Origin of the sequence: Bradyrhizobium diazoefficiens, assembly GCF_016612535.1 — a bacterium.
GTDB classification, from domain to species: Bacteria; Pseudomonadota; Alphaproteobacteria; order Rhizobiales; family Xanthobacteraceae; genus Bradyrhizobium; species Bradyrhizobium diazoefficiens_C.
On record NZ_JAENXS010000001.1, the window covers coordinates 3,378,090 to 3,401,033 of the forward strand.

20 protein-coding genes and 1 pseudogene are annotated in these 22,944 nt (G+C 60.3%); 15 read left to right on the forward strand and 6 right to left on the reverse strand.

All coding sequences use genetic code 11. The features are described from left to right. Window positions 1-68 precede the first annotated feature (68 nt). The 3 genes from JJE66_RS15965 to JJE66_RS15975 all read right to left on the reverse strand — a co-directional run bounded on the left by JJE66_RS15965 (window position 69) and on the right by JJE66_RS15975 (window position 4,167). Window positions 69-1,796, reverse strand: a complete 1,728-nt coding sequence (locus tag JJE66_RS15965) for a carbohydrate porin (RefSeq protein WP_246756223.1) — start codon at window positions 1,794-1,796, stop codon at window positions 69-71. Window positions 1,797-1,927: 131 nt separating this feature from the next. Further along, window positions 1,928-2,845, reverse strand: coding sequence for a TauD/TfdA family dioxygenase (locus JJE66_RS15970; protein ID WP_200515142.1), 918 nt, complete (start codon window positions 2,843-2,845; stop codon window positions 1,928-1,930). Between the two features lie 1,031 nt (window positions 2,846-3,876). Continuing rightward, the gene (locus JJE66_RS15975; RefSeq protein WP_200515143.1) at window positions 3,877-4,167 is read right to left on the reverse strand and encodes a hypothetical protein; all 291 of its coding nucleotides are present in this window, start codon (window positions 4,165-4,167) and stop codon (window positions 3,877-3,879) included. A 998-nt stretch (window positions 4,168-5,165) separates the two neighbouring features. Here JJE66_RS15975 and JJE66_RS15980 point away from each other — a divergent pair. Continuing rightward, window positions 5,166-6,968: an ABC transporter ATP-binding protein gene (locus JJE66_RS15980; RefSeq protein WP_200515144.1), complete on the forward strand. Its 1,803-nt coding sequence runs from the start codon at window positions 5,166-5,168 to the stop codon at window positions 6,966-6,968. Window positions 6,969-7,506: 538 nt separating this feature from the next. On the opposite strand, the gene hemN is transcribed toward JJE66_RS15980, so the two are convergent. From hemN to JJE66_RS15995, 3 genes are all read right to left on the reverse strand, one after another. Continuing rightward, on the reverse strand, window positions 7,507-8,874 hold the full coding sequence (gene hemN / locus JJE66_RS15985) for an oxygen-independent coproporphyrinogen III oxidase (protein ID WP_409362814.1): 1,368 nt from the start codon (window positions 8,872-8,874) through the stop codon (window positions 7,507-7,509). A gap of 68 nt (window positions 8,875-8,942) precedes the next feature. Next, complete coding sequence (locus JJE66_RS15990) at window positions 8,943-9,815, reverse strand: xanthine dehydrogenase (RefSeq protein WP_200515389.1); 873 nt, start codon at window positions 9,813-9,815, stop codon at window positions 8,943-8,945. A gap of 610 nt (window positions 9,816-10,425) precedes the next feature. Beyond that, on the reverse strand, window positions 10,426-11,016 hold the full coding sequence (locus JJE66_RS15995; RefSeq protein ID WP_200515146.1) for a hypothetical protein: 591 nt from the start codon (window positions 11,014-11,016) through the stop codon (window positions 10,426-10,428). Window positions 11,017-11,293: 277 nt separating this feature from the next. Here JJE66_RS15995 and JJE66_RS16000 point away from each other — a divergent pair, with 277 nt between their 5' ends. From JJE66_RS16000 to nifW, 14 genes and pseudogenes are all read left to right on the forward strand, one after another. After that, complete coding sequence (locus tag JJE66_RS16000) at window positions 11,294-11,608, forward strand: iron-sulfur cluster assembly accessory protein (protein WP_200515147.1); 315 nt, start codon at window positions 11,294-11,296, stop codon at window positions 11,606-11,608. 17 nt (window positions 11,609-11,625) lie between these two features. After that, the gene (locus JJE66_RS16005) at window positions 11,626-11,916 is read left to right on the forward strand and encodes a NifU family protein (protein WP_200515390.1); all 291 of its coding nucleotides are present in this window, start codon (window positions 11,626-11,628) and stop codon (window positions 11,914-11,916) included. Then, a complete protein-coding gene (gene nifS, locus JJE66_RS16010) occupies window positions 11,913-13,097 on the forward strand; it encodes a cysteine desulfurase NifS (RefSeq protein ID WP_210349682.1) in 1,185 nt (394 codons plus the stop codon). The genes JJE66_RS16005 and nifS overlap by 4 nt, the downstream gene beginning before the upstream one ends. Before the next feature lie 17 nt (window positions 13,098-13,114). After that, window positions 13,115-13,339, forward strand: a complete 225-nt coding sequence (nifT, locus tag JJE66_RS16015) for a putative nitrogen fixation protein NifT (protein ID WP_200515148.1) — start codon at window positions 13,115-13,117, stop codon at window positions 13,337-13,339. Further along, window positions 13,336-14,199 carry an SIR2 family protein gene (locus tag JJE66_RS16020; RefSeq protein ID WP_200515149.1) on the forward strand — a complete coding sequence of 288 codons (864 nt, stop codon included), beginning with the start codon at window positions 13,336-13,338 and terminating at the stop codon, window positions 14,197-14,199. The genes nifT and JJE66_RS16020 overlap by 4 nt, the downstream gene beginning before the upstream one ends. Window positions 14,200-14,584: 385 nt before the next feature. Further along, window positions 14,585-16,081: a nitrogenase cofactor biosynthesis protein NifB gene (nifB, locus tag JJE66_RS16025; RefSeq protein ID WP_246756410.1), complete on the forward strand. Its 1,497-nt coding sequence runs from the start codon at window positions 14,585-14,587 to the stop codon at window positions 16,079-16,081. Window positions 16,082-16,093: 12 nt separating this feature from the next. Further along, on the forward strand, window positions 16,094-16,318 hold the full coding sequence (locus JJE66_RS16030; RefSeq protein ID WP_027545442.1) for a 4Fe-4S binding protein: 225 nt from the start codon (window positions 16,094-16,096) through the stop codon (window positions 16,316-16,318). A gap of 136 nt (window positions 16,319-16,454) precedes the next feature. Continuing rightward, window positions 16,455-16,775 (forward strand): nitrogen fixation protein NifZ, encoded by a 321-nt coding sequence (locus JJE66_RS16035; protein ID WP_200515150.1) that lies wholly within the window; start codon window positions 16,455-16,457, stop codon window positions 16,773-16,775. Between the two features lie 250 nt (window positions 16,776-17,025). Beyond that, window positions 17,026-17,385 carry a hypothetical protein gene (locus tag JJE66_RS16040; protein ID WP_200515151.1) on the forward strand — a complete coding sequence of 120 codons (360 nt, stop codon included), beginning with the start codon at window positions 17,026-17,028 and terminating at the stop codon, window positions 17,383-17,385. A 36-nt stretch (window positions 17,386-17,421) separates the two neighbouring features. Continuing rightward, window positions 17,422-17,691 carry a hypothetical protein gene (locus JJE66_RS16045; protein WP_200515152.1) on the forward strand — a complete coding sequence of 90 codons (270 nt, stop codon included), beginning with the start codon at window positions 17,422-17,424 and terminating at the stop codon, window positions 17,689-17,691. A gap of 974 nt (window positions 17,692-18,665) precedes the next feature. Further along, the gene (gene nifH, locus JJE66_RS16050; protein WP_200496122.1) at window positions 18,666-19,550 is read left to right on the forward strand and encodes a nitrogenase iron protein; all 885 of its coding nucleotides are present in this window, start codon (window positions 18,666-18,668) and stop codon (window positions 19,548-19,550) included. 133 nt (window positions 19,551-19,683) lie between these two features. Further along, window positions 19,684-20,391 carry a nitrogen fixation protein NifQ gene (locus JJE66_RS16055; protein WP_200515153.1) on the forward strand — a complete coding sequence of 236 codons (708 nt, stop codon included), beginning with the start codon at window positions 19,684-19,686 and terminating at the stop codon, window positions 20,389-20,391. A 632-nt stretch (window positions 20,392-21,023) separates the two neighbouring features. Continuing rightward, window positions 21,024-22,264 (forward strand): annotated as a pseudogene (nifV, locus tag JJE66_RS16060) (homocitrate synthase). A 199-nt stretch (window positions 22,265-22,463) separates the two neighbouring features. After that, window positions 22,464-22,805: a nitrogenase stabilizing/protective protein NifW gene (gene nifW / locus JJE66_RS16065; RefSeq protein WP_200515154.1), complete on the forward strand. Its 342-nt coding sequence runs from the start codon at window positions 22,464-22,466 to the stop codon at window positions 22,803-22,805. The last annotated feature ends 139 nt before the right edge of the window (window positions 22,806-22,944 follow it).

Genomic DNA, 22,944 nt, shown 5'->3' on the forward strand with positions numbered 1-22,944 from the left:
GCTTCGAGGCCATGATTTACCTCGCCACCGCTGTAATCCATTCCAGATGAATCTCAACAGACCCTAGTCTAGAAGAATACTGATGTCGACACCAAGACGTTCAGGGCATGTCCGGTTTGGCGTGAATATGTGATGGTTGTCGGGTTATTGATGTAGAGCAGGCCGAGCGTTGCATAGACGCCCGGCGCCAGCCGCGCGGTGTATCTGCCCCAGATCGCCGTGCTATCGCGATGGACGAGATCGCCCTTAGCCAAGGCGGCATCGACGGCAAGATGGCTCCAAGCGGTGTTGGTGGCAGCAATGGCGATCTGATCACCGGGCCGGCTGCTGAATAGTCCTTTCGCATAAACACGAAGCTCGAGATAGCGGCTGACCTTGTTGACATCAGACGGAGCGTACATGGCGGAGAACCCACCATAGAGTCCCCGCGCTGGCGAACCCTCGGCATCGGATTGCCAAAACTGTCGGTCCACTGCCAAGTAATAGGCGCTGTTCGCGTCGGCTCTCGGTTGGCTCGGATCCGCCAAGTTCGGATAGCGGCTGTCGTTGAAACCGATTCCAGCCCGCAACCAGGTCTCGGGCAATCCCGGAGCCGCCTTGGCCTTGTATCCAAATTCATCAAGCAACAAAATGCCGGCATTGGCCGCGCGCCAGTTCAAGCCGGTGGGATTTTCGCTCATGTGCGCCAATTGTCCATCCGGACTGACGGAGCGCTGGATCGAAATCTTGTTGTAGAGGCGATCGTCAAGATTGTACTTCACGTTGAGAGCCGGCGTCGGCGCGGAATTGTTGCTCATTCCAGCTTGGGACAAGATGACCGGCGTCGGTCCGAACGGATTCATTCCCAAGAATTCGTCATGATTTCGGAGGTAACCCATCTTGAGTTCGAGCTTCCTGTCGAAGAACGTCTGGTAATAGGCGATTGTATTGATTCCCACTCGATCTGGCCCGGCGGGCTTCCAGGTCCAATATTGTTGCTCGGCTCCGACGGTTATCTGACCATCAGCAATTCCAAATCGGCCGAGATCGTAGGTCACGATCATGGAATTTACGGTACCGAATGTCGGACTCTCGCCAATATACCGCTGATTGAAGATGGTGCTCTTGGATGCACTCGGCATTCGGTTGTCGATCAAGCTGTTTTGCGTCCAGCCCACATAGCCGATCCCGAGATCCGCCAGCGCGGACCTCACCCCGCCCTTGTCTTGATCGATCGTATCCGCAGGCCCGGGTATATTGAGCCAAATGCCTTTCTCACGCAGGTTATCGAACTTCGCGAACGGGGCGATCCTGTCTGGGGCCCTGGTCTCAGCAACTTTGCCTGGATGATCGTGCCTCGATTCAGGGGCATTGATCGGTTGTGCCGGCGCCGAGCGGGCGGCGAGAGGCGCTGTTCGTTTGAGCCGACGGCTTCGGACACTGATGGTCGCGCCGCTCTGCTTTTGAATTGCTGGTCCAGGAGCATCACCCGGCGCCTCGCTCCTGGTGTCTGATGCTTTCTCAGCACCTGCCAAGGCCGAGCCGCAGACGAGACTCGCCGCAAAGGATACGGCGACGGCAAGCCCGGTCTGCGACATGGTTGATTGAGCGAAGACCGGAGCCGCAGCCGAGCGAGTGCGAACCCTCATCGCCACGCCCGCATGCGAGCTGAGTTTCCCCTCCTTGTTGCTGGCCTTGATAGAGTGTGCGCCGACCAGATTGGTCCGGAGCTCACTCGCAAAACCCGGAAGCTGCTGCGTCAGAAAGCGCGACACGGACGCGCATGAGAAAAGGGAGATCGCGGTCGAAGAGGTCATCGCTGCAGCCGCCGGAAATGGACATTGTTCAATGCCGACAGCGGACTACGCTCGTGGATGCTGTAAGAGCAAACGAGCGGAAGAGACTGCGTCGGCGGGATCTTTGACGTCTCTGGGGAGCCTTAAGCGACCTAAGCGGACGGCTCCTTGGCGGGGTTTATGCGCATCGAGCTCAATCGACCATCGGTGCTGACGGGCACCTCGCCAGCGACGGTGGCACGGCGAACGACACGACGCTGGTCGCCGTAATCCCTGACCGCATAATGTTGCGTGGCGCGGTTGTCCCAGATCGCCACATCGCCCACCTTCCAACTCCACCGCACGGTGTTTTCGGGCGCGGTGATATGGGACTGGAAAAGGGTGATTAGCCTCTGGCCATCATATTTCGGGATGCCAACCAACCGTTGCACCACGTCGCCGAGCACCAGCGCGCGTTCTCCGGTTTCAGGATGGACACGCACGACGGGATGCTCGGTCTCATAGACCGTCCTGGCGAACACCTCGTCGAGATGCTTTTTGTCGGCCTCGCTGTTGGCCATGACGGAGTAGTCGAACGCATTGCTGTGAACCGCCCAGAGTTCGTCGGCAAGCCGTTGCAGAGGCGCGGAGAGGTCCAGATAGGCGGTCGCGGTGTTTGACCAGATCGTATCGCCGCCAAATTGGGGGATCACAACGCCTCGCAGGACCGCGATTTTAGGATAAGCCTCGAAGAAGGTCCCGTCGCTGTGCCAGAGGTCGGCTCGGCGAGGGGGGCGCGCGGAATCAAGCTCGATCATCGATACCGTTCCCTCGATGGCAGCGAGTATCGGATACGCCATAAGCGTTCCGAAACGAAGGGCAAAGCGCTCCTGCTCTGCGTTGTCGAGATGGCCCTGATCGCGAAAGAAGAGAACCTTGTGCTCGAGCAGCAGGCTGTTGATCGCGGTAATTGTCTCCGCCGGCAAATCGCCGGACAGCTTGAAGTTCCTGATTTCAGCGCCGATCCGCGCCGCGCGCTTTGCGATGTCGGCTTGCGGAATGATACTGTCGATCGAGGATATCTTGGTCATGCTGGCATTCTCCCGAAAACGCATCTGTTCGCAAAACCAACCTTTTGGGCCGGGACGCGAATAAGTAAGTCGCAGAATCGGACGGCACATGCAGGCGGCATCAAATTCCGCTGCTATGGACCCGTTGCTGCGCGCTTCGCGCGATATCAACGAGATCACGTTTGACCTACACGACGCTGATTTTCCTGCCGTTTGACATGCCCGGTCACCTCGAACAATTGCGAAGATTGGTAGTTGACCGAGACGCAAGCCTATCCACATTCACGCGAGATCGACGACGGAATGCCGCTGTCAGGCTCGTTGTATCCCCATGGGCCATATCTCAGCACCCGGGGCAGTAGAAGAGCTGAGGATCTCATTGTATTACCTGGCCGCTGGCGTTTGACGATGTTGCATTGGCCCAAGTAGCGATACAGCGACATTCCTAGCGAATATGATCTTCATCAGGTGCGTGTGGAGCGAGTACCACGAGCAAGCATTGCCGACACAAGGGTGTTTCTCGATCGCGTGCTATTCCTTCGAGAAGGTCAAATGCATGCGGCGGTGAGCCGGATCATGCAGGCGCCGCTCAAGAACCGCAGATTCAGCTTTTGCTGGTTCGGATGTCCTTCTGGCCCCGGCCGTTGGATGATGTTCAACACCGAGCCAAAGCGACGTCGGTTCGGAACGTAACGGGCGCGACTTGCGACAACGCCGGTTGTTGGACCGCTGCAACCGGCCCTCGTGCGCGCGAAATCGAATTGCGATGTGGTTCTATTGGGCGGCAGCATCATCCATATCGCGCTCGCGAACGACGCCGGCCACAACTGAGAATAAAAAGGCCCGCACGGCGGAGCCCCGTGCGGGCCTTCCTGGAATCAGTCAATCTGGTTACCTCCGCCAGTCTGTACCGATCCAAGCTCGCAGGGAACGAAAGGCCTGCAAAAGCTGGACGTCGTCACGCGGTGCAGCAGTTCCGCATCTTCCTGTGTCTGAGGCAGAGAGGATTGCTAAGGACGGCGGCGATTTAGCTGGCCGCCTGACAATCCGCTTTAGAGTATGAAATGGAGAGGATGAATGGGCTCCCAGGACAGGAATGGATCGGTGAGGCGGCTGAGAAGGGACCACGCCAGCTTCGCAAACCGGTTACGCTCGCGGCTGTCGCTGTTCGCTTCTTGGCTGAATAGTCCAATGACCGTGTCACGTTCGTGATGGGACGCCGAATTCAACCCGCCGTGAGCTTCGAAGTCGCGCGGCTTTGTGGCCACACCTTCGCATCGAGCGATCAGGAGGAGCGCCTGGATGTCCAGCGGCTTGGTGGCGTCGTGCTTGGCTGCAGTCATGGAGAATGATCCCTCTAGCTAAGACAATGCCTCCGGTTTCGGAGGCGCGATACGCGATGCAAATTGCTTGCCGAACGGAATGTGGTGCTTGACCGGCGAATCCAAAAATGGCGCGCAGGGTATTGCAACGCCTCGTAAGCCCGTCGTTAGGAACCCTACAGCGTACCCTGCGGTAATCGAGGTGAGAAAGAGAGAAGCGTACGCATTGTGACATGCGAGCAGAATTTGCACGGCCGCCTCTTGTCTGAAAGGGTTGAGGACTTTCAGAATCTGACCCTCAGACTAGAGACGTTCCGATGGCTCGGGCCAGCCCTGTCCTCCGACGCACGATCGAGAAGACGACTTTCCGGAATTTACCGCCGACGAGGCGGCGCCAATCAAGACGTCCGGGGTTCGTCTAGATGACGGGATGTACTCACTCAGAGCCTGTAACAACCGCGTTACCGGCACCGGAAGGAACGCGTTGTGCCCCAGTCAACTACTAACCTTAGTAATTGATCGTTTCGGCGCACACATGGCAATCGTGGCGGCATGACGCTGCGCATGTCATGCGTCGAGGAAATCGGAATGCAATTGAGGTCTGTGCGCGCGAACGAGCCTGATGGGCATGTTGACTGGCCGTCTGCAACGACAAGGGTTACTCCAAACGCGATCGTTTTTTTATCACGCAAAGCCATGATGGATGCTCCGTCGCGATTGCCGAGCAGGCGCGCGAAGCCCTGCTTTCCGATCACTGCGATCCCTCGAAGGAGGAGTCTTGCCGCGAGCAAGACGCTATGTGTGAGAAAATGCCGAAGCTGTATGGTGGAAGAGGCGGGGCGTTCCCGATCGGCCAAGAATGCCAGGCTTCCAGGTCCGACCAACTTGGGTTGTTGGCGTCGAGCGTCTCGCTCCGCGAAGGGGTGCCGACCGAGGACCGGCGATCTCTCGCGCCTTTGCGACGCTGCGGTTAATTCAGATAGAGCAGGTTTGCGCGGTGAGATTGGCCAGATTGCGCTATGACCTCTCCAGCTGATAAACCTCCTAGCGCGATGCGGGTCGTGTTGCCCTTCGTGTTCCGGCGCTGGCTGAAGCAGCCGGGGTGTACCCTTGTCGTGGCCGGCGGACTACTAGGTGCGACCCTCGCCGATCTTTTCATGCCGGTGTTCTCGGGGCACCTGATCGATGGGCTGGCGCGCGGCCCGTCAAATTCCGACGCGCGGCATGCGACATTGATCGCATTCGGCGCTATCGTTGCGCTGGGCGCAACGTCGATGGTGCTCCGACTGATCGGCCTGCGGGCGATCGTGACGTTCACGCTGAAGATCATGTCTGACGTGGCGCAGGATGCGTTCACCCGCGTGCAGCGCTTCTCGACCGATTGGCACGCCAACTCCTTTGCGGGCTCCACGGTGCGCAAGATCACCCGCGGCATGTGGGCGCTCGATCTGTTGAACAATACCATCTTGGCGGCGCTGGCGCCTTCAGTGCTGGTGCTGATCGGATCGACAATCCTGCTCGGCGCGCATTGGACCTCGCTCGGCCTCGTGATCGCGCTCGGCACGCTCGCCTATATCACGATAACAGTGCTGTTCTCGACGCGCTACATCGCGCCGGCCGCGCGCATCTCCAATGTTTGGGACACCAAGGTCGGAGGCACGCTGGCAGATGCGCTGACATGCAATGCGGTGGTCAAGTCGTTCGGCGCCGAAACACGTGAGGATGCGCGGCTCGCCCGCGTCATCAACCGCTGGCGCGTGCGCGTGCAGCGGACCTGGCTACGCCACAATTGCACTGCCCTGTTGCAACTCTCGCTGCTGTTGTGCCTGCGCGGCTCGGTGATCGGCGGCTCAGTCCTGCTGTGGATGGCGGGGAACGCCTCGCCCGGCGACGTCACCTATGTGCTGACCAGCTACTATGTCATCCACGGCTATTTGCGTGACGTCGGCATGCACATCAACAACCTACAGCGCTCGGTCAACGATATGGACGAGCTGGTCGCCATCCACGACGAGCCGATTGGCATCGCCGACGCTGCAGGCGCGCGACCCATCGCGATCGAGGGCGGCGAGATCGTGTTCGACGACGTCACGTTCCACTATGGCGGCCATATCGCGCCGCTCTATGACGGGCTGTCGGTGACGATCCGCGCCGGCGAGCGGGTCGGTCTCGTCGGCCGCTCCGGCGCTGGCAAGACGACCTTCGTCAAGCTGGTGCAGCGGCTCCACGAAGTCTCCGATGGTTGCGTTCTGATCGACGGCCAGGACATCGCGCTGGCCACGCAGCAATCGCTGCGCAGCCAGATCGCAATCGTGCAACAGGAGCCAATCCTGTTCCACCGCTCGCTTGCCGAGAACATCGCCTATGGGCAGCCCGGCGCCGACCTGAAGGCAATCGAGCAGGCGGCGCGGCTTGCCAACGCGCACGAATTCATCCTGCGGATGCCGAGGGGCTACGGCACGCTGGTTGGCGAGCGCGGCGTCAAGCTCTCGGGCGGCGAACGGCAGCGCGTGGCGCTGGCGCGCGCCTTCCTGGCCGATGCGCCGGTGCTGATCCTGGACGAGGCGACCTCGAGCCTAGATTCGGAATCGGAGGCGCTGATCCAGCAGGCGATGGAGCGGCTCATGAAGGGCCGCACCTCGATCGTGATCGCACACCGCCTGTCGACGGTGCGCAGCCTCGATCGCATCCTGGTGTTTGATCGCGGCAATATCGTCGAGCAGGGCACGCATGTTGCCCTGACCAAGCGGCCCGGCGGCATCTATCGCGGGCTGTTCGAGAGGCAGGCCACCGAGTTCGGCCATATTTCGGCGGCGGGCTAGCCGTTGGCATCGTTTTATTGAGATCTCGGTCGTTTGAGGCGAGGTCGCTGGTGCTGAGCGGAACCTCAAACCGCCGAGTTACTGTTCTTGTGAGCGTCTGTTCAAACTGATCTTCACGCAACTGCGCATTCGCGAGAGGGACAACGTGGATATGAGCGTAGCCCATTTGACTGAGTCGTTGGGGATGTCCAGATCAGCGGTTTGATGATGTAAGCTGCTTGCCCGGGGTGAGAAGCCATCGGGCGTGGTGAAGCCGCGGTCGATGGATCTATGCGAACGGGTGCTTACCTGCATTGGGAGCGATGTTTCAGGTCGATAGGCGGCGGAGCGATTTGGCGTGAGCGCGGCACGCGTAAGTCACCGGCGAATGTGCGAGCGGGAGCAAATTGGTGGCTGGCCGTAAGCTCAGGGCAATGATCGCGAGTCTGTCGTGATTGACGACACAGCCGAGTGTCAAAGGCTGCCCACTTGCACCAACCAATTCACTACGCTGGCTCTTCCTGGTGGTTGCCTTCCCACAAACGTCATGCGCATTGGATTAGTAGGGTGAGCGGTCGAGATATGCGTCGAATGCGGCAGCGACAGCGCGGAGCAAGAAGCGGTGCTCCTGCCTAACGCGGATGAAGCCGCTTTCGATGTCTACGATCCCGTCCTCGGCGAGCATCGGCAAGCGTTCAGCGGAATCAAGCAGCGGAACTGGATCGAGTCCAAAGGCCGCACAGATTGCCGGAACATCAGCCTCCAGGTCGCACATCAATCGTTCGATGATCGCGGCCCGCACGCGGTCTTCGTTGCAGAGAGGATAGCCCTTTGACGTCGCCAGACGGCCAGCACGGATGTGCCGCGTGTAGGAACCCGTTGCAACCTCGTTTAGGACATAGCCGTTGCCGAGACGGCCGATGGCCGAGGCACCGAGGCCGATAACGGTTCGACACGTATCAGCCGAGTACCCCAACGAGTTACGTCGCAAGCGACCGGTTTTCTGCGCCAGCGCGAGTTCGTCGTCCGGCAAGGCGAAATGGTCCAGCCCGATTTGGCGGTAGCCGGCAGCAACCAGCGTGTCGGCCACTGCCGCAGCCTGTTCGGCACGGCCAACCGTGTCCGGCAGCATGGCCTCCTCGATCAGGCGCTGATTTTTCTTGAAGGAGGGAACATGGGCGTAACCGAAGACTGCAAGGCGATCGGGGCGCATCGCCACCGCCGCCTCCGCCGTTTGGACGCAGGACTGCACTGTCTGATTTGGCAGACCATAGATGAGGTCGAAGTTGATGCGGGTTATTCCATTCCGGCGGAGATTTTCGATGGCCCTCGCGGTCTCTACTTCGCTCTGGATCCGGTTGATGGCCTTTTGGACGACCGGATCGAAGCTCTGCACACCCAGGCTCGCGCGGTTGACGCCGGCTGCTCCGAGGGTCTCGGCCATTTCAGCCGTGAACGTGCGCGGGTCGATCTCGACGGCGACCGCAGCTGGTTGCCAAAAGCTAAATCGGCGGCGCAGCAATTCCATCAGGGCCAGGAAATCGGCTGGTGCAATGAGGGTTGGCGTTCCGCCGCCGAAATGCACGTCGCTCACGGGCAGCACATCGGGCGCTTTCGCCGCCACCAAACGGATCTCCTCACGCAGCACCGCCAGATAGTTGAGGATCGACGCATCCCGGCCAGTGCTGCTCTTCGGAAAGCCGCAATACCAGCAGATCGACCGGCAGAACGGAACGTGGATATAGAGCGACACGGCATCATTCGTCGGCAGGCGCCTTAGCCATTCCTCACAATCCCTGGTGCCGACCGCCACCGAGAACTCCGGTACTGTTGGATAGATGGTGTACCAAGGCAGGCGGGCATCGTAGTGCCTTTTGAGGATTGAGGTCCGCAACGTTCCTGTCCCAAGCTCGCTCACCCCGACCATGCGGAGCGGAGTTTCGGCCCTCTCCAAAGGGCAAAGTGACGCGTTTGAGGCGGCCGGTAGGCAGCCAGTTACGCCTGTCCCGACATCTCCGCTTCAAGAACCAGGCCAAACCTTTGGGCCGCACCTCGAAGGACCGCACTTAACGTCGCGTTGGCGATTGCCCGGCCGTGGTCGTCGATACCGGTCCATTGCGCCAGCACGCCGCGCGAGTCGATTTCGAGCAGCTTGACGCCGGAAGGAACCTCGGTCCCATCACGAACGATGCCGCGCAATACGCCATCGCGCGGCGCCATGATGGGTACGCCGGAGAGATGACCGAGCACCAGATCTTTGTCGACATGCGTTCCAATTGCGATCGATGTTCGCCAGGTGCCGACGAAGCTGGAATAGACAAAACGTTCCGCGCCCAGATCACCGAGCCGACTCGCAATTCCGTCAGCCGCATCCGTCCACCCGTCTCGCTTGACCAAGCCGATCCTGCCGGGCCGGGTCTCGATCGCGACATCGCAATTCGAGCTGCTGGAGAAACCGGGGCCCAGACCTATTGTCAGTCCCGCGAGCCGCCGCAGGTCGGGCCTGATTCGGCGCTTCTGCAGACGGGCGTCGATCAGCACATCAATGCGGCGGATCGGCAATAGGTCGACAAGGCCAAGACGGGAGACGATCACCCGTCTTCGTCGGCTAGCGTCCCCGCGCAGCGCCCTAAGCACCTGCATGGCCTCGTCGAGGCGCTCACCCACAATATCTTCGACCTGTGCGATCCCGGCGAACAGCGCGTCATGGAAGGCCATCCTGCGCCGGATCACAGGCGGATCGGCATCATGAGACAGCACCACGCAAGTTCCGCCGCGCGCAAGTTGGACGGCGATCGCGGACGCAATCTCATTGGTGCCGAGGATAATCGCGAACAGTCGACCCTCGTGATCAGTTCTTGAAGACATTTGGACCTCGAAGAGAAGTGTCCTCGCTTCAATAAAGGCTGCCGGACAAGGCAGGTGCGCTGCACGATTACGGTGAGACACGAGAGCAAAAGCCGCGCCAATCAACAGACGCCTGGGCGCTGGTACCGGGAATGACAGCAGGGCCTTTCAATGTGAGTTAGTGCCAAAGCAAACAAATGGCTTGTTGCAGAGCCGCAAACCTGTTTGGAAAAGCACATCGCATAGAACGCCCGAATGGATCCACGTTGCTCTTCAGTGCGAGCTCCTGCAGTGCGCCTGGCGACGCGCATTTCCATCGCGTGATCGTTGACTCGAGCGACAGCCGCAGGTCGTCGGCTGCCCGTGTGGTGTGCTGGGGCCAAGCCGTTCGTTGGCACCCCGAGTCTGGGATCGCCATCAATTCGGGGACGAACGCCAGCAGTTATTCATGGCCGACGGCATCTGGCTGATGCGTGGCTAGGAAGCTTCGCATTGAACTCCGCACGCGCGCTGCGTTGCTCACCCGCAATGCGCGCGGCTCACGCTCATCACTGTGAGGAAATGGAGGACGACATCTGCTGACGGTTTGACCTGTCGAGGAGGGCGCCTTTGACAGATCCGCAGCCGTCGCTCAGACCGGTCGGTTCTGGTTGCGGTTCTTCACAGGCCCCATTCGCTTCAGCCCGTCTTCGTAAGGGATCTCCTCATACGAGACATCGAGAGCCGTAGCTGCGTCGAGCAAGTAATCTAGCTTGCCGCCTGCATCGAATTTCTTGAAGTCGTTCTTGTCGAGCCCGGCCAGATCCATCATCTCTTTCCAGACGGTCGATTCATCGCATGGGAGGATGTGAAAGGTGATGTCGCCGACCTTGGTCCGGTACTTCGCCAAAAGATCTATATTGTTGCAGAACATGAAGTAGCGCCCGTCAGGCCTCAGCGCGCCGTGAAGAACGCTGCCGACGTCGGTGAGATAGGCCAATGAATGCAGATAGCCGGCCAGCACCGGGATCGTGCTTTCGCCCTCCTGCACGACCGTCAAGACCTGCTCGATTGAATATTCCGGCGGCCGCTTCTCGTCCGCGAGCTGGGCCTGGAACTTCAACGCAATATCGCCACGAAAACCTAATCGGCCTGGCTTGGCGGTCTCGCCCTTGAGTACGGCGTTGAGAAGTCGTCCCTCCTTATCCAGTCGGCCGAGCGCGGTGTTCTCGATTGCAGTCATGAAAATCGTCCTCGATCTAAGGTCATCGCCGGCTCTCGACCGGCACAACACGGAATGCAAATTACTTGCCGGCCTCTGGACTGCGCTTCACTTGCGTAGCACCTGAAGAAATGAGACGTGCGCCTTCACTCCCGAAAACGGCATCGTCAGGAAGACGACACGGGTCGCAAAGCCAACAGCCAGGAATTGGAAAACTCAAGCCTATCAGGCGCGTGTGCGCTGGCATGCGAATTGCCAACTTGCAGTCAGCCGAGCCACGCAGGTGAAAGGGTGAGCCATGATCAATTTAACAGATAACGCACTGAATGCGGTCAGGGGCGTGATTTCAACATCGGGAGCGAGCGGCTTGCGCATTACGGTTGAGTCCGGCGGCTGTGCCGGGTTCAAGTACATTATGGGCTTGGCCAATGAGACGAAATCCGACGATACCGTGATCGAACGCGACGGGATCAAGTTGTTCGTCGACAACGACAGCCACCAATATCTCGCCGGCACCACGATTGATTTCGTGCTGGCGCAGGAGGGCTCGGGATTTACCTTCGACAACCCGAACGCCAACGCGAGCTGCACGTGTGGCAAATCCTTCAGCTGATCAACGAGGTCGCAAGCATGCTGGTCGGAACCAAGCATCTGAAGCAGCCGCCGGCCGCCGAAATGGACCGGGAGCAAGTGATTCGCGCCGTCCTCGAGGAGATCCGCCCCAATCTAAAACGCGACGGTGGTGACTGTCAGCTGGTTGCGATCGACGGCACCAAAATCATGGTCAAGCTGAGCGGGGCCTGTGTGCTCTGCAAGCTGTCAGCTGCGACGCTGGAGGGCATTCAGGCGCGGCTGATCGAAAAGCTCGGCGAATTCGTTCGCCTGATCCCCGTCGCCGGCGCGCCCACGGCGCCACATTGAGCAACGTTTCAGTGGCGGTTTATCTCGACAACAATGCGACGACCCGAACGGAGCCGTCGGTCGTGCAAGCCATGTTGCCGTTCTTCACCGAACAGTTCGGCAATGCCTCCTCAGCCCATGGCTTTGGCAGGCAGGTCGCGGGCGCTATGCGGCAGGCACGCAGCAGCGTGCAGGCGTTGTTGGGGGCTGCCTACGATGATGAGATCGTCTTCACGTCTGGCGGGACGGAGTCCAACAATACCGCTATTCTCTCTGCGCTTTCGACGCAGGAGGGCCGGGACGAGATCGTCACTACCTCGGTCGAGCATCAGGCGATCCTGGCGCTGGTCGAACATTTGTCGAAAAGCGGCGTCAAGGTTCGTCTGATCGCGGTGGATACGCGCGGCCGGCTCGACCTTGAGGCGTTTCGGTCGGCGCTTGGACCACGCACGGCGATTGCATCGGTGATGTGGGCCAACAACGAGACCGGCACCATCTTCCCGGTGGAACGTCTGGCCGGATGGACGCGCGCCTGCGGCGCGCTGTTTCATACCGATGCCGTGCAGGCCGCCGGCAGGGTACCCATTGACCTGAGGGCCAGCGAGATCGACATGCTGTCGCTCTCCGGGCACAAGCTGCACGGACCGAAGGGGATCGGCGCGCTCTATTTGCGCAAAGGCACGAAATTCAGGCCGCTGATCTGGGGCGGAGGACAAGAGCGCCGGCGCCGCGGCGGAACCGAGAACGTCCCCGGCATCGTCGGCCTCGGAAAAGCGGCAGAGCTTGCTGCAGAGCGGCTCGACCGAGAGCGCGTTCGCCTTGCTGCGCTGCGCGATCGTCTGGAGCAATCGATCTTGCGGAACGGTCACTGCAACGTCCTTGGCGACCACTGTAACCGGCTGCCGAACACTAGCAATATCGCCTTCGAGGGCCTCGAAGGCGAAGCGATCGTCCATCACCTCAATCGCGCCGGCATTGCTGTGTCGGTCCGATCGGCCTGTAGCTCAGGCGCGATGGAGCCCTCGCATGTCCTGCGCGCCATGCAGGTGCCGGCGAGCAGCCTGAGCGGTGCGGTCCGCTTTTCGCTGTCCCATGAAACCACCGCTGAAGAGATCGACCAGGTCGTGCGCGCGCTGTCCGACATCCTCGCCCGCCTGCGTGGCTTGTCCCAAGGGCATGCCAACCCCACCAGCAACCCGTAATCCCTGGAGTTGATCCCATGAAAATCATGATCCGCCGCTCTCCTGAGGCGGGCCTGTCGATTTATGTGCCGAAGAAGGATATTGAAGAGCAGATCGTCGAATCCGAGCACGAGACGCTGTGGGGCGGTTGGATCAGATTATCGAATGGATGGGTGCTCTGTTTGCCCGAACTGGCGAGCGATACGCCGCTGCCGATCACGATCAATGCCAAAAGGCTGGGCGGGAACGGCGATGAACGATGAAAGCAGTGTCGCAAATCACCGTTCTCAAGGGGACGGATGCGGAGGCGTTGCTCGCCGATGTTGCGGCGAGACTCCGTGCCGGCAGCATTGTTCCCTATCTCGGCCCCGGCCTCGCCGCGTTATCCAAGCCTGACGTGCCACTGACACCTGATGCGCTGGCGATCTTCTTCGGCACCAAGGTCGCGCTGCCGCGCCGGGCCCGCGGCAATGCCTGGGCCGCAGCACAACATATCGAGAGCAACAAGCATCGGTCCACTGTGACGGGCCTGATGGCTCAGGCGTTTGCCGCCCCGGTCGAGCCAACGGCTCTGCATCGTCATCTCGCTGCGTTACGCTTACCGATGATCGTCGATACCTGGTATGATGGCGCGATGCGCGCCGCGCTTGGCAAGGGTGACGGATGGGGCGAAGTCCAGGGCATCACCCGCGCCGGCATCGGCGAGGTCCGCTGGTATCGCTTCTATGACGCCGATGGCAACGAGGTCGATTCTCTGGCGGCCGGAAACTGGACCACGGTCCTCTACAAGCCGCATGGCGGCGTGCTGCCGGCCAAAAACTTCCTGATCTCCGACGCCGATTATGTCGAGGTCCTGACCGAGATTGATATCCAGACGCCGATTCCGGGGATCGTCAAGCAGCGGCGGATTGGGCGGAGCTTTCTTTTCATCGGCTGCCGGTTCGACGATCAGCTCTTGCGCATTTATGCGCGGCAGATCACGAAGCGCTCGGCAGATGTTCATTACGTACTTGTCGAATCGGATGCGCTCTCGCGAAACGAGCTGAGATTCCTGCTCGACCAGGGCTTGATCCCGCTTGCGGTGGCGCTGCCGCGGGCCGTCGAGATCTTGCTGACCAATTAGAGGCGCTGTCAAACCGAAGCCGGCCCACCTCGGCCGAGCCCGTGGCAGCCGTCCAAACCACGGCAACAGTGCCGGTGCCGCTGAGCGGGAGCGCATTGATGGACGGGCGTGGCAATCGCTGCCAGCATCCCAAAGTCTGTCGCATTTCCGACACGCCCGATGGTCGCTGTCCGGGGGCGCAACGGGGCAGATCGTTCTCGCTAACCGATTGGTGTTGATAAGAAAATCCATTGCCGTCGGCGATGGCATGCGAGTTGCTAACCCACGTTCAAAGGCTCGCTCAGGAGTGGCTCCGGGAAGCCTGTTTGGCTTGGAGAAAGAACTGGACATGGACGCAGTGGAGCGCGGCAGCAGCGCTAGAAATGCACGAGATGGCGGCGAGACCATGCTGGCCGCAGAGCCCAAAGGCTGCGGCACCCTGACCAAACGCGGCAAAGCAAGCTGCGGGGCACACGGAGACCAAGGCGATCTGCCGCCAGCGATCTGGGATAAGGTGAAGACTCACCCCTGCTACAGCGTAGAGGCGCATCACCATTACGCCCGCATGCATGTTGCGGTCGCGCCAGCCTGCAACATGCAGTGCAACTACTGCAATCGCAAATATGACTGTGCCAATGAATCGCGCCCGGGCGTGACCAGCGAGAAGCTCACCTCCGAGCAGGCGGCCAAAAAGGTGCTCGCGGTCGCCTCCCGCATTCCGCAGATGACAGTGCTTGGCATTGCCGGTCCCGGCGATCCCCTGGCTAATCCGGAAAAGACCTTCAGGACTTTTGAGCTCGTGGCCAAAGCCGCGCCCGATATCAAACTGTGTCTATCCACCAACGGTCTCGCCTTGCCCGATCACGTCGACACCATCGCTCGACTGAACATCGAGCACGTCACCATCACAATCAATATGATCGATCCCAAGATCGGAGCCCAGGTCTATCCGTGGATCTTCTATAACGGCAAGCGATACCGCGATCTCGAGGCCGCGAAAATCCTGACCACGCGTCAGCTCCAGGGCCTCGAAATGCTCTCCGCGCGAGGCATTCTCTGCAAGGTCAATTCAGTCATGATCCCAGGCATTAACGAGCGGCACCTGATTGAGGTCAACAAAGCCGTGAAGTCGCGCGGCGCGTTCCTGCACAACATCATGCCGCTGATCGCAGCCCCCGAACACGGCACCGCGTTCGGCCTCAAGGGCCAGCGTGTGCCGACAGCCCGCGAGTTGAAGGCGCTGCAGGACGCATGCGAAGGCGAGATGAACATGATGCGCCATTGCCGCCAATGCCGCGCCGATGCTGTCGGCCTGCTCGGCGAGGATCGAAGCGCGGAGTTTACGAAGGAGAAGATTGTGACCATGACTGTCAACTACGACCCTGAGGTGCGCAAGGCCCACCAGGCTGGAATCGAGGAGGAGCGCCGCGCCAGAAGCGTGCCCAGGCAGGTGGACGTGGGGGAGCATGAATGCGGGTCAAGCGACATCAAAGTGCTGATCGCGGGCGCAACCAAGGGCTTTGGCCTCATCAACGAGCATTTTGGGCATGCGAAGGAGTTCCAGGTGTATGAAGTTTCGAGATCCGGCGCCAAATTCGTCGGGCACCGCCGCGTCGATCACTACTGCCAGGGCGGTTATGGCGCGCAGGATGACCTCGCGGCCATCATCCGCTCCATCAATGACTGCCGTGCTGTGTTCGTCGCCAGGATCGGTGGTCGGCCCACGAGCGAACTCAACAAGGCTGGCATCGAGCCGGTCGATCAATACGCGCACGAGTTCATCGAAAACTCCGCGATCGCATGGTTCAGCTCTTATCTCGAGAAGGTGAAAAGCGGCCAGATTCAGCATGTCGACCGGGGTGACGGAGCGATCCGGCAGGACCCGATTATTTCCGTGGCGTGAAGAGGACATCGGATGCCGTTCAAGATCATTTCTTCGCAATGCACGGGCTGCTCCGCTTGCGAGACCGAATGTCCCAACGTTGCCATCTTCGAGAAGGGCGGAACGTTCGTGATTGATCCGAAAAAATGTACCGAATGCATCGGTCACTTCGAGGAGCCGCAATGCGTTGCGGTCTGCCCGGTGGACAAGACCTGCGTCATCGACACCTCGTTGCCGCGGTACCAGCCGCCGGCCTGAACGAGAGTAAGCTTGATGGCGTTCACGTTGACGGTAGCTGCCGGGAAAACCCCCGCGTTTCGTCCCGGCAATCCGGGCCACGGCGGCCTGCGAGCACGCAGGATGCGGCTCGATCGAATTCATGACGGAGTGATGCATGAGCAACATCGTCCGCGACAGTGACGTCATAGAGCTGGATGGACCTCCGGCCTTCAACCTCGGTGAAAAGGTGAAGGCCAACCGCACCGTCCGCAATGACGGGACCTATGCCGGCAAGGAGATCGGGGACGTCCTCGCCAAGAGAGGTGAGGTCGGCTACGTCGTTTCCATCGGGACGTTCCTGCAGCACTTCTACGTCTACGGTGTCGAGTTTCTTCAAACCGGCAACCGCGTCGGAATGAAATGCAAGGAACTTGATTCGGTTGACGCACGCACCGAGCTCGAGGGCCCGCTATCGCGAGAAGGGCTCCCGTCATGATCGCGCCCCGTCATCGACATCCGAATGGCGCCCGCCGCTCAGATCCGCCGGCAACCACACAAACGGCGGCTGTTTCACGGGTCGTCGCAGGCTTGATGGACCTTTTGGCCGGCGTCGGCCGCATCGGCGAGATCGTACGCTTGAGAGCGCACACACAAGCGAACGTACGGACCTAGCTTCAGAGTTTTGCCGGGCGGCCGGTCGGCTGTCCTGAAGCGCAAAGAACGCGGCTTTAAAGGGGGCTTTCGCAATGAATGCTGCGATCATGAAAAGGGCAGTCGTCGGTCTGAACGCTCACCCGAACGAGGTCGATCGCAAGCGGATCGAATGCGCATTGGGCTCCCGCAGACGCTATCGTTATGTCTCACCCGGTGTGAGGCCGGTTAAGGGCGGCTATCTCGTCGAGAGCCCCTGCTGTTCACGCGAGATCGACAAGGATGGCCGCGTGATCGATGTCGCGTTGATCCATCATGACGCCGTATGCAGACTGTGGAAACTGTTCTGGAAAGACCATGCGCGAGGAATCTGGCAATTCCACAGCGTCCATCAGCGGCTGAGCGCAGCGACCGATGAGCTTAATGCCGATCTCGACCGGGTGTTCTGGCAATAAAATTGATGGTTTCGCTCCTAAAAGATAAGGGTGGTCATGGCGGTGGACGAAAACGAACTGATCGAACTTGAACGAGTGATCACGGCGGCAGAGGGCCGCGCGAGCCCCTTTACCGAGCTGCGGCGCCGTTTTCCACATCTCGCCCTGGTACGATGCGAGGCGTCTGATGTCACCGAGCCGCCCTTTCGCAGCTTTCCGCATTATGACCTGCACTTGCTCAACCGATCCGAACACTGCGTCCAGATCACAGCCGATCCGCTGCTGGCGATTGGCATTGTTCTGGCGGCGAGGGACCCTTCGGGGTGACTGCGGTTGCATTCGCAGAAGTTCATGATCCTTTAGTGGTGCGGGCAAAGCGCATCCATGTTGCCGCCGTGACGAGTTCCGGGACATGGTAACGACTTCCGATGGCGGAGTGCGCTGCCGTTTTCGCACCGATGAGGGATCAAGTCCACCGAGGAGACAGCGACTGCGCGCGCATCAGCATTGGCATGCGCGCAGCCACTATGAGAAGCCGCTGGAGCCAGATCGAGGGCAGGCGGTCCGGGAGCGGCATGTGGATCAGCCATCAATGCCTCGATCGCGATCTCCCAGTCGATTGTCGCGAAGAAGCCGCATGCCGACGGCCCGAGTCGAGCTCGCGATGGCCGACCAGCGCCCGCTTATGCGTCGCTCTCGTGAGGACAGCAGTCGGCACAGGTCGAATTCGGGCCGATCGACATCCCTGCGCGCTGGCATCGGAAGCTTCTCGGTTTTGATGTCGTGATGCAGCGTAAACCGGAATGACAGCAGTCACCCACATCTTCATCAAACGTGAACACCCGATCCTGGTGCACGGCGCTCGAACTTCGATGCCGATCGGAGCATCGTTTCTGAAAACCGCGCCGAGGGCTCGGCCGCAGTCGCATTTTGATCTCCATTGAGGGAATTGCGTTTTGCGAATGAATGCGCCGCAAGGATACTTTCGTTCCCGAAAATGTGAGCGCTGTCAGATTGCTCACAGCCGCACAGCTGCTGTCAGGTTCGAAACATCCAGCGCGATGAGAAATCTCGCGGTGTTTGCAGTGCATCATCAGAAGCTTAGAGAGGAGGGCCGGCATTGGCACGGCAGTTGCTCCTGCGATGCAGCAACACTGAGTAAGGGCTGAGTGCACGCCGACGCGCAAGACGAGCGATGCTCTCCTACCCTTGGACCCGTGTGCCCCGTTTCTGAAAGAGAAACAAGCTCGCGTGCAAAACAGCACGGAATCTTTGGCAAATCGGTTGATGGAGAGAGCAACATGGCTTCACTGAGACAAATCGCGTTCTACGGCAAGGGCGGTATCGGAAAGTCGACCACGTCGCAGAACACGCTGGCGGCACTGGCCGAGATGGGTCACAAGATCCTGATCGTGGGCTGCGATCCCAAGGCGGACTCGACTCGCCTTATTCTGCACGCCAAGGCGCAGGATACGATCCTGAGCCTGGCCGCCAATGCCGGCAGCGTCGAGGACCTCGAACTCGAGGACGTGATGAAGATCGGCTACAAGGACATTCGCTGCGTCGAGTCGGGCGGCCCGGAGCCCGGGGTCGGCTGCGCCGGGCGCGGCGTCATCACCTCGATCAACTTCCTCGAAGAGAACGGCGCCTATGAGGAACGCGACTACGTCTCGTACGACGTGCTCGGCGACGTCGTCTGCGGCGGCTTTGCTATGCCGATCCGCGAAAACAAGGCCCAGGAAATCTACATCGTGATGTCCGGCGAGATGATGGCGATGTATGCCGCCAACAACATCTCCAAGGGCATTCTGAAATATGCGAGCTCCGGCGGCGTGCGGCTCGGTGGCCTCATCTGCAACGAGCGGCAGACCGACAAGGAGCTGGAGCTCGCCGAAGCGCTCGCCAAGAAGCTCGGCACTGAGCTGATCTATTTCGTGCCGCGCGACAACATTGTGCAGCATGCAGAACTGCGGCGCATGACTGTGCTGGAATATGCGCCGGACTCCCAGCAGGCCGATCACTACCGCAAGCTCGCGGGCAGGATCCACAACAATGGCGGCAAAGGCATCATCCCGACCCCAATCACCATGGACGAGCTCGAGGACATGCTGATGGAGCACGGCATCATGAAAGCCGTTGACGAGTCCATCGTCGGGAAAAGCGCCGCGGAACTTGCGGCATCGTAAAGCGGCACAACGCGGCAGCCCGGCCCTCCCAATAGCCAACAAAAGGAGGGCCGGCAGTCGGGCGAAAGGGTGTCTCCCGAGTGCCGACGCGGTGATGCATCCTTGACCAATGTGGAAAGAGTAGCGAACGCCCATGTTCGAAGAGCAGTTCTATCCTGTCATGCTTGTCGAGACGAATGATGGGAGCGTGCAGACAGGGGCAGGAATTGCCAGCTATCGCCTCCTGACCGGGAGGCACCCCGCAGATGCCGACATCGGCAATGACTTTAGCTTCGACCGCCACGTGCTCGCGTGCATTCTCGCGGCCGGTGTGATGGAAGGTGGTCTTCTCTTCGGGAAGGTCGGCCTGTCCAGCGATGAGCTGGCGGCGCTGCTCAAGCAGAATTTTCCGTCGGTTCGGATCAAGGGCGATGATTTGCTGCTGGGTTCCAAGCGCGATGACAACGACGAGGTCGCAATGGTGCGTGATCTCTTGCTCGCGCAACGATCGACGGCAGGAGACACCGGCCGTTGGCTGGCCGCGATGATCGCGCGCCGTGTCATGGAGCCGAATCATCTGTGGGCAGATCTCGGATTGGGCGATCGTGGTGAACTGTCCCGTCTTCTCAACCGCCATTTCGCGCCGCTCGCCAGGCGCAATGTCAACAACATGCGCTGGAAGCGCTTCTTTTATCGCACGCTATGCGAGAACGAGGGCCTCATCTTGTGCACTACGCCAGTGTGCACCGAGTGCAAGGACTTCAACCACTGCTTTGGCGATGAAAGCGGTGAGAGCCGAATGGCCGAGCGCCGGCGTGACGTTCTGTTGCCGCCGGCCGCTCCGGTTACGGGCGGCAGCTGACCCGTATTCCCGCCGCCCGATAGATGGTTCTTTGGGGTAACTGCCGGCCGATGGGCCGCGGAGTCGGTCAAGAACTGCAGGTGATTCGGCCGAATCGATCTGCTGCAGTGGATTGCGGCGCGAACCAGCGGACGCTCTTCTCAAGGCCAGGTTGCGCCCAAGCCGCAAACCCTGTGTGGCCTGAAGAGATCTGGGCTTTGCCGGCGCGGACCCGGGATGTCGCTGCGGCGTGTGCTCGGGCGAGGCTGCTTAACTCCGGCGTCCCGGCTCGGCATGCGCCGTCCATCGGATTGCGGATCAATCGCGCAAGGGTCCTGTTGCGGTTGGATGGTGCCTGATGCCTCACGATGGTGTTCGACGCCGATACCACACCGCATCCATAATGTTGTCTATGGCGCTAGCGTCCTGCTTATCATGAGAAAAGCAAATCCCTGATGCGATGTGCCGGGTTCGCGAACCGATGAACTCTGACGCCTCGGTCTGACCGTCGATCTGCGCGGCAACCGAGCTGATCCAGGATGCAGAATGGTGAGAGCTCAACTGGTGCGTCGGTTTTGCGACACTGCCTGGGACATCCAACGGGGGGCGACAAATGATGGAGCTTCAATAGGTTGGAATCCTGCGGGCATGGCATGCGGTTTGCCAAAGCAGTCCTTGCCAAGCACAATCAGGAGGCTTCGTTGATCGACGCCAAAGCCATCGCTGCCAAGCCGTCATGGTCCGAGTCGGCATGGAACCAGCAGACCGTGCTCAATGACACAACGCTGCGCGACGGCGAGCAGGCGCCTGGCGTTGCGTTCACCACAGCAGAAAAGGTGGCCATCGCGCGTGCGTTGGCCCGGGCCGGCATCACGGAGATCGAGGCGGGGACCCCCGCCATGGGCGATGACGAGATCGCGGCCATCCGCGCCATTGTCGAGGACGGTCTGCCACTCACTCCTATCGCCTGGTGCCGCATGCGGGAGGCCGATGTCGACGCGGCCATCCAGGCCAAGGTGCCGATGGTCAATGTTTCGATCCCAGCTTCAGACGTACAGATCGCGGCCAAGCTTGGCGGGAACCGCGACCAGGCCTTGCAGCGGATGAGGCGGGTGGTGGATTACGCCCGCGAGCGAGGGCTTGATGTCGCCGTCGGAGGCGAGGATTCCTCCCGCGCCGATGTCGACTTTCTTATCAGTCTCATCGCGACTGCGAAAGCTGCGGGCGCGCGGCGGTTTCGGATCGCCGATACACTCAGTGTGCTCGATCCCGACTCCGCCTATGCGCTGATCGCGCGCCTGCGCGCGACTACCGATCTCGAGCTCGAATTTCACGGACATGACGATCTCGGGCTCGCGACCGCCAACACGGTCGCGGCCATATCAGGGGCGGCGCGAGCCACGCTTCGGTCACTGTCATCGGGCTCGGCGAACGGGCCGGCAATGCGCCGCTCGAGGAAGTTGCGGTCGCACTCAGACAGCTTTACGGGCGTGACACCGGCATCGTGCTGCCGGAGCTCATAGAGGTCGCCACGCTGGTCGCGGCCGCGGCTGCACGGACGATTCCTCTTAACAAGGCGATTGTCGGGGAGCATGTGTTCACGCACGAATCCGGCATTCATGTCGATGGGCTATTGAAGGACGAACGCACCTACCAAGCGCTCGACCCACGTTTGCTTGGTCGCTCCAACCGCATTGTGATTGGCAAACATTCCGGACTCTCGGCCATCACCACGCTGCTTGGAGAACTGCAGCTTGCCGTCACCACGGAGCAGAGCAGACAAATCCTGTCCCGGGTGCGAAAATATGCCATCGAGCACAAGCGGCTGGTCGCGCGCGAGACGGTGGCAGCGATCTGGCGCGATGTTTGCGAATGCTCTTCCGGTCGAACGTGAGTGAGCTTTCGCCTTTCACTTCGCCCGCCACCAAATCAATCGAAGCGCGGCCGAAGCGCTCGCAGATCGCGTTGAAGTCCGAGGACATGGGCTGTGTGGCCATTTCCAGCAGGGCCAACACGAAACCGCTTTTCCGCGAACCAACTAGGCGCTGCCGGATCGCGACCGAGACGGGTAGGCCAATTCAGGGAGAATTTCGATGAGCAATGCACCACAGACGGCCGGCATCCTCTACCGCCTCAACCAGGCCTGCTCGGCCGAGGAGATCTTTGCGCTGCTTGGTGTCGACTACGATCCCAGGATCGTCAATGTCGCGCGCCTGCATATCCTAAAACGCATGGGGCAACATCTCGCCAAGGAGAAATTCGCCGGTGCCGCGGAAGCGGAGGTCGCTGCGCGCTGCAAGACCATGCTGGAGCAGGCCTATGCGGATTTCGTGGCGTCTTCGCCAATCGACCAACGCGTCTTCAAGGTCCTGAAAGATGCGGTCACGGAGCCCAAGAGGCCGGCCGCCTTCGTGCCGCTCAGTACGTTGAAATAGTCTTCTTTTCAATGCCGTCTGCCTCAGAGTAAATAGCTGTGGCGCGCCTCGGCGTGCACCTCTTCGTTCGTCGAGTCTGTGGAGCGACACGGGAGAGGGCTCTGTCGCATTTCCGACGGATCTCGTGGCGCTGTTTGCC

What these genes read in the sequence shown, in the direction of transcription:
- JJE66_RS16055 (WP_200515153.1), top strand. Translation starts at nt 19,684, where the DNA reads ATGTTCGAAGAGCAGTTCTATCCTGTCATGCTTGTCGAGACGAATGAT.
- hemN (WP_409362814.1), bottom strand. Translation starts at nt 8,874, where the DNA reads ATGGTCGGGGTGAGCGAGCTTGGGACAGGAACGTTGCGGACCTCAATC.
- nifW (WP_200515154.1), top strand. Translation starts at nt 22,464, where the DNA reads ATGAGCAATGCACCACAGACGGCCGGCATCCTCTACCGCCTCAACCAG.
- nifH (WP_200496122.1), top strand. Translation starts at nt 18,666, where the DNA reads ATGGCTTCACTGAGACAAATCGCGTTCTACGGCAAGGGCGGTATCGGA.
- JJE66_RS15980 (WP_200515144.1), top strand. Translation starts at nt 5,166, where the DNA reads ATGACCTCTCCAGCTGATAAACCTCCTAGCGCGATGCGGGTCGTGTTG.
- JJE66_RS15995 (WP_200515146.1), bottom strand. Translation starts at nt 11,016, where the DNA reads ATGACTGCAATCGAGAACACCGCGCTCGGCCGACTGGATAAGGAGGGA.
- JJE66_RS16035 (WP_200515150.1), top strand. Translation starts at nt 16,455, where the DNA reads ATGAGCAACATCGTCCGCGACAGTGACGTCATAGAGCTGGATGGACCT.
- JJE66_RS15970 (WP_200515142.1), bottom strand. Translation starts at nt 2,845, where the DNA reads ATGACCAAGATATCCTCGATCGACAGTATCATTCCGCAAGCCGACATC.
- nifT (WP_200515148.1), top strand. Translation starts at nt 13,115, where the DNA reads ATGAAAATCATGATCCGCCGCTCTCCTGAGGCGGGCCTGTCGATTTAT.
- JJE66_RS16000 (WP_200515147.1), top strand. Translation starts at nt 11,294, where the DNA reads ATGATCAATTTAACAGATAACGCACTGAATGCGGTCAGGGGCGTGATT.
- JJE66_RS16020 (WP_200515149.1), top strand. Translation starts at nt 13,336, where the DNA reads ATGAAAGCAGTGTCGCAAATCACCGTTCTCAAGGGGACGGATGCGGAG.
- JJE66_RS16005 (WP_200515390.1), top strand. Translation starts at nt 11,626, where the DNA reads ATGCTGGTCGGAACCAAGCATCTGAAGCAGCCGCCGGCCGCCGAAATG.
- JJE66_RS16040 (WP_200515151.1), top strand. Translation starts at nt 17,026, where the DNA reads ATGAATGCTGCGATCATGAAAAGGGCAGTCGTCGGTCTGAACGCTCAC.
- JJE66_RS15965 (WP_246756223.1), bottom strand. Translation starts at nt 1,796, where the DNA reads ATGACCTCTTCGACCGCGATCTCCCTTTTCTCATGCGCGTCCGTGTCG.
- JJE66_RS16045 (WP_200515152.1), top strand. Translation starts at nt 17,422, where the DNA reads ATGGCGGTGGACGAAAACGAACTGATCGAACTTGAACGAGTGATCACG.
- JJE66_RS15990 (WP_200515389.1), bottom strand. Translation starts at nt 9,815, where the DNA reads ATGTCTTCAAGAACTGATCACGAGGGTCGACTGTTCGCGATTATCCTC.
- JJE66_RS15975 (WP_200515143.1), bottom strand. Translation starts at nt 4,167, where the DNA reads ATGACTGCAGCCAAGCACGACGCCACCAAGCCGCTGGACATCCAGGCG.
- JJE66_RS16030 (WP_027545442.1), top strand. Translation starts at nt 16,094, where the DNA reads ATGCCGTTCAAGATCATTTCTTCGCAATGCACGGGCTGCTCCGCTTGC.
- nifB (WP_246756410.1), top strand. Translation starts at nt 14,585, where the DNA reads ATGCTGGCCGCAGAGCCCAAAGGCTGCGGCACCCTGACCAAACGCGGC.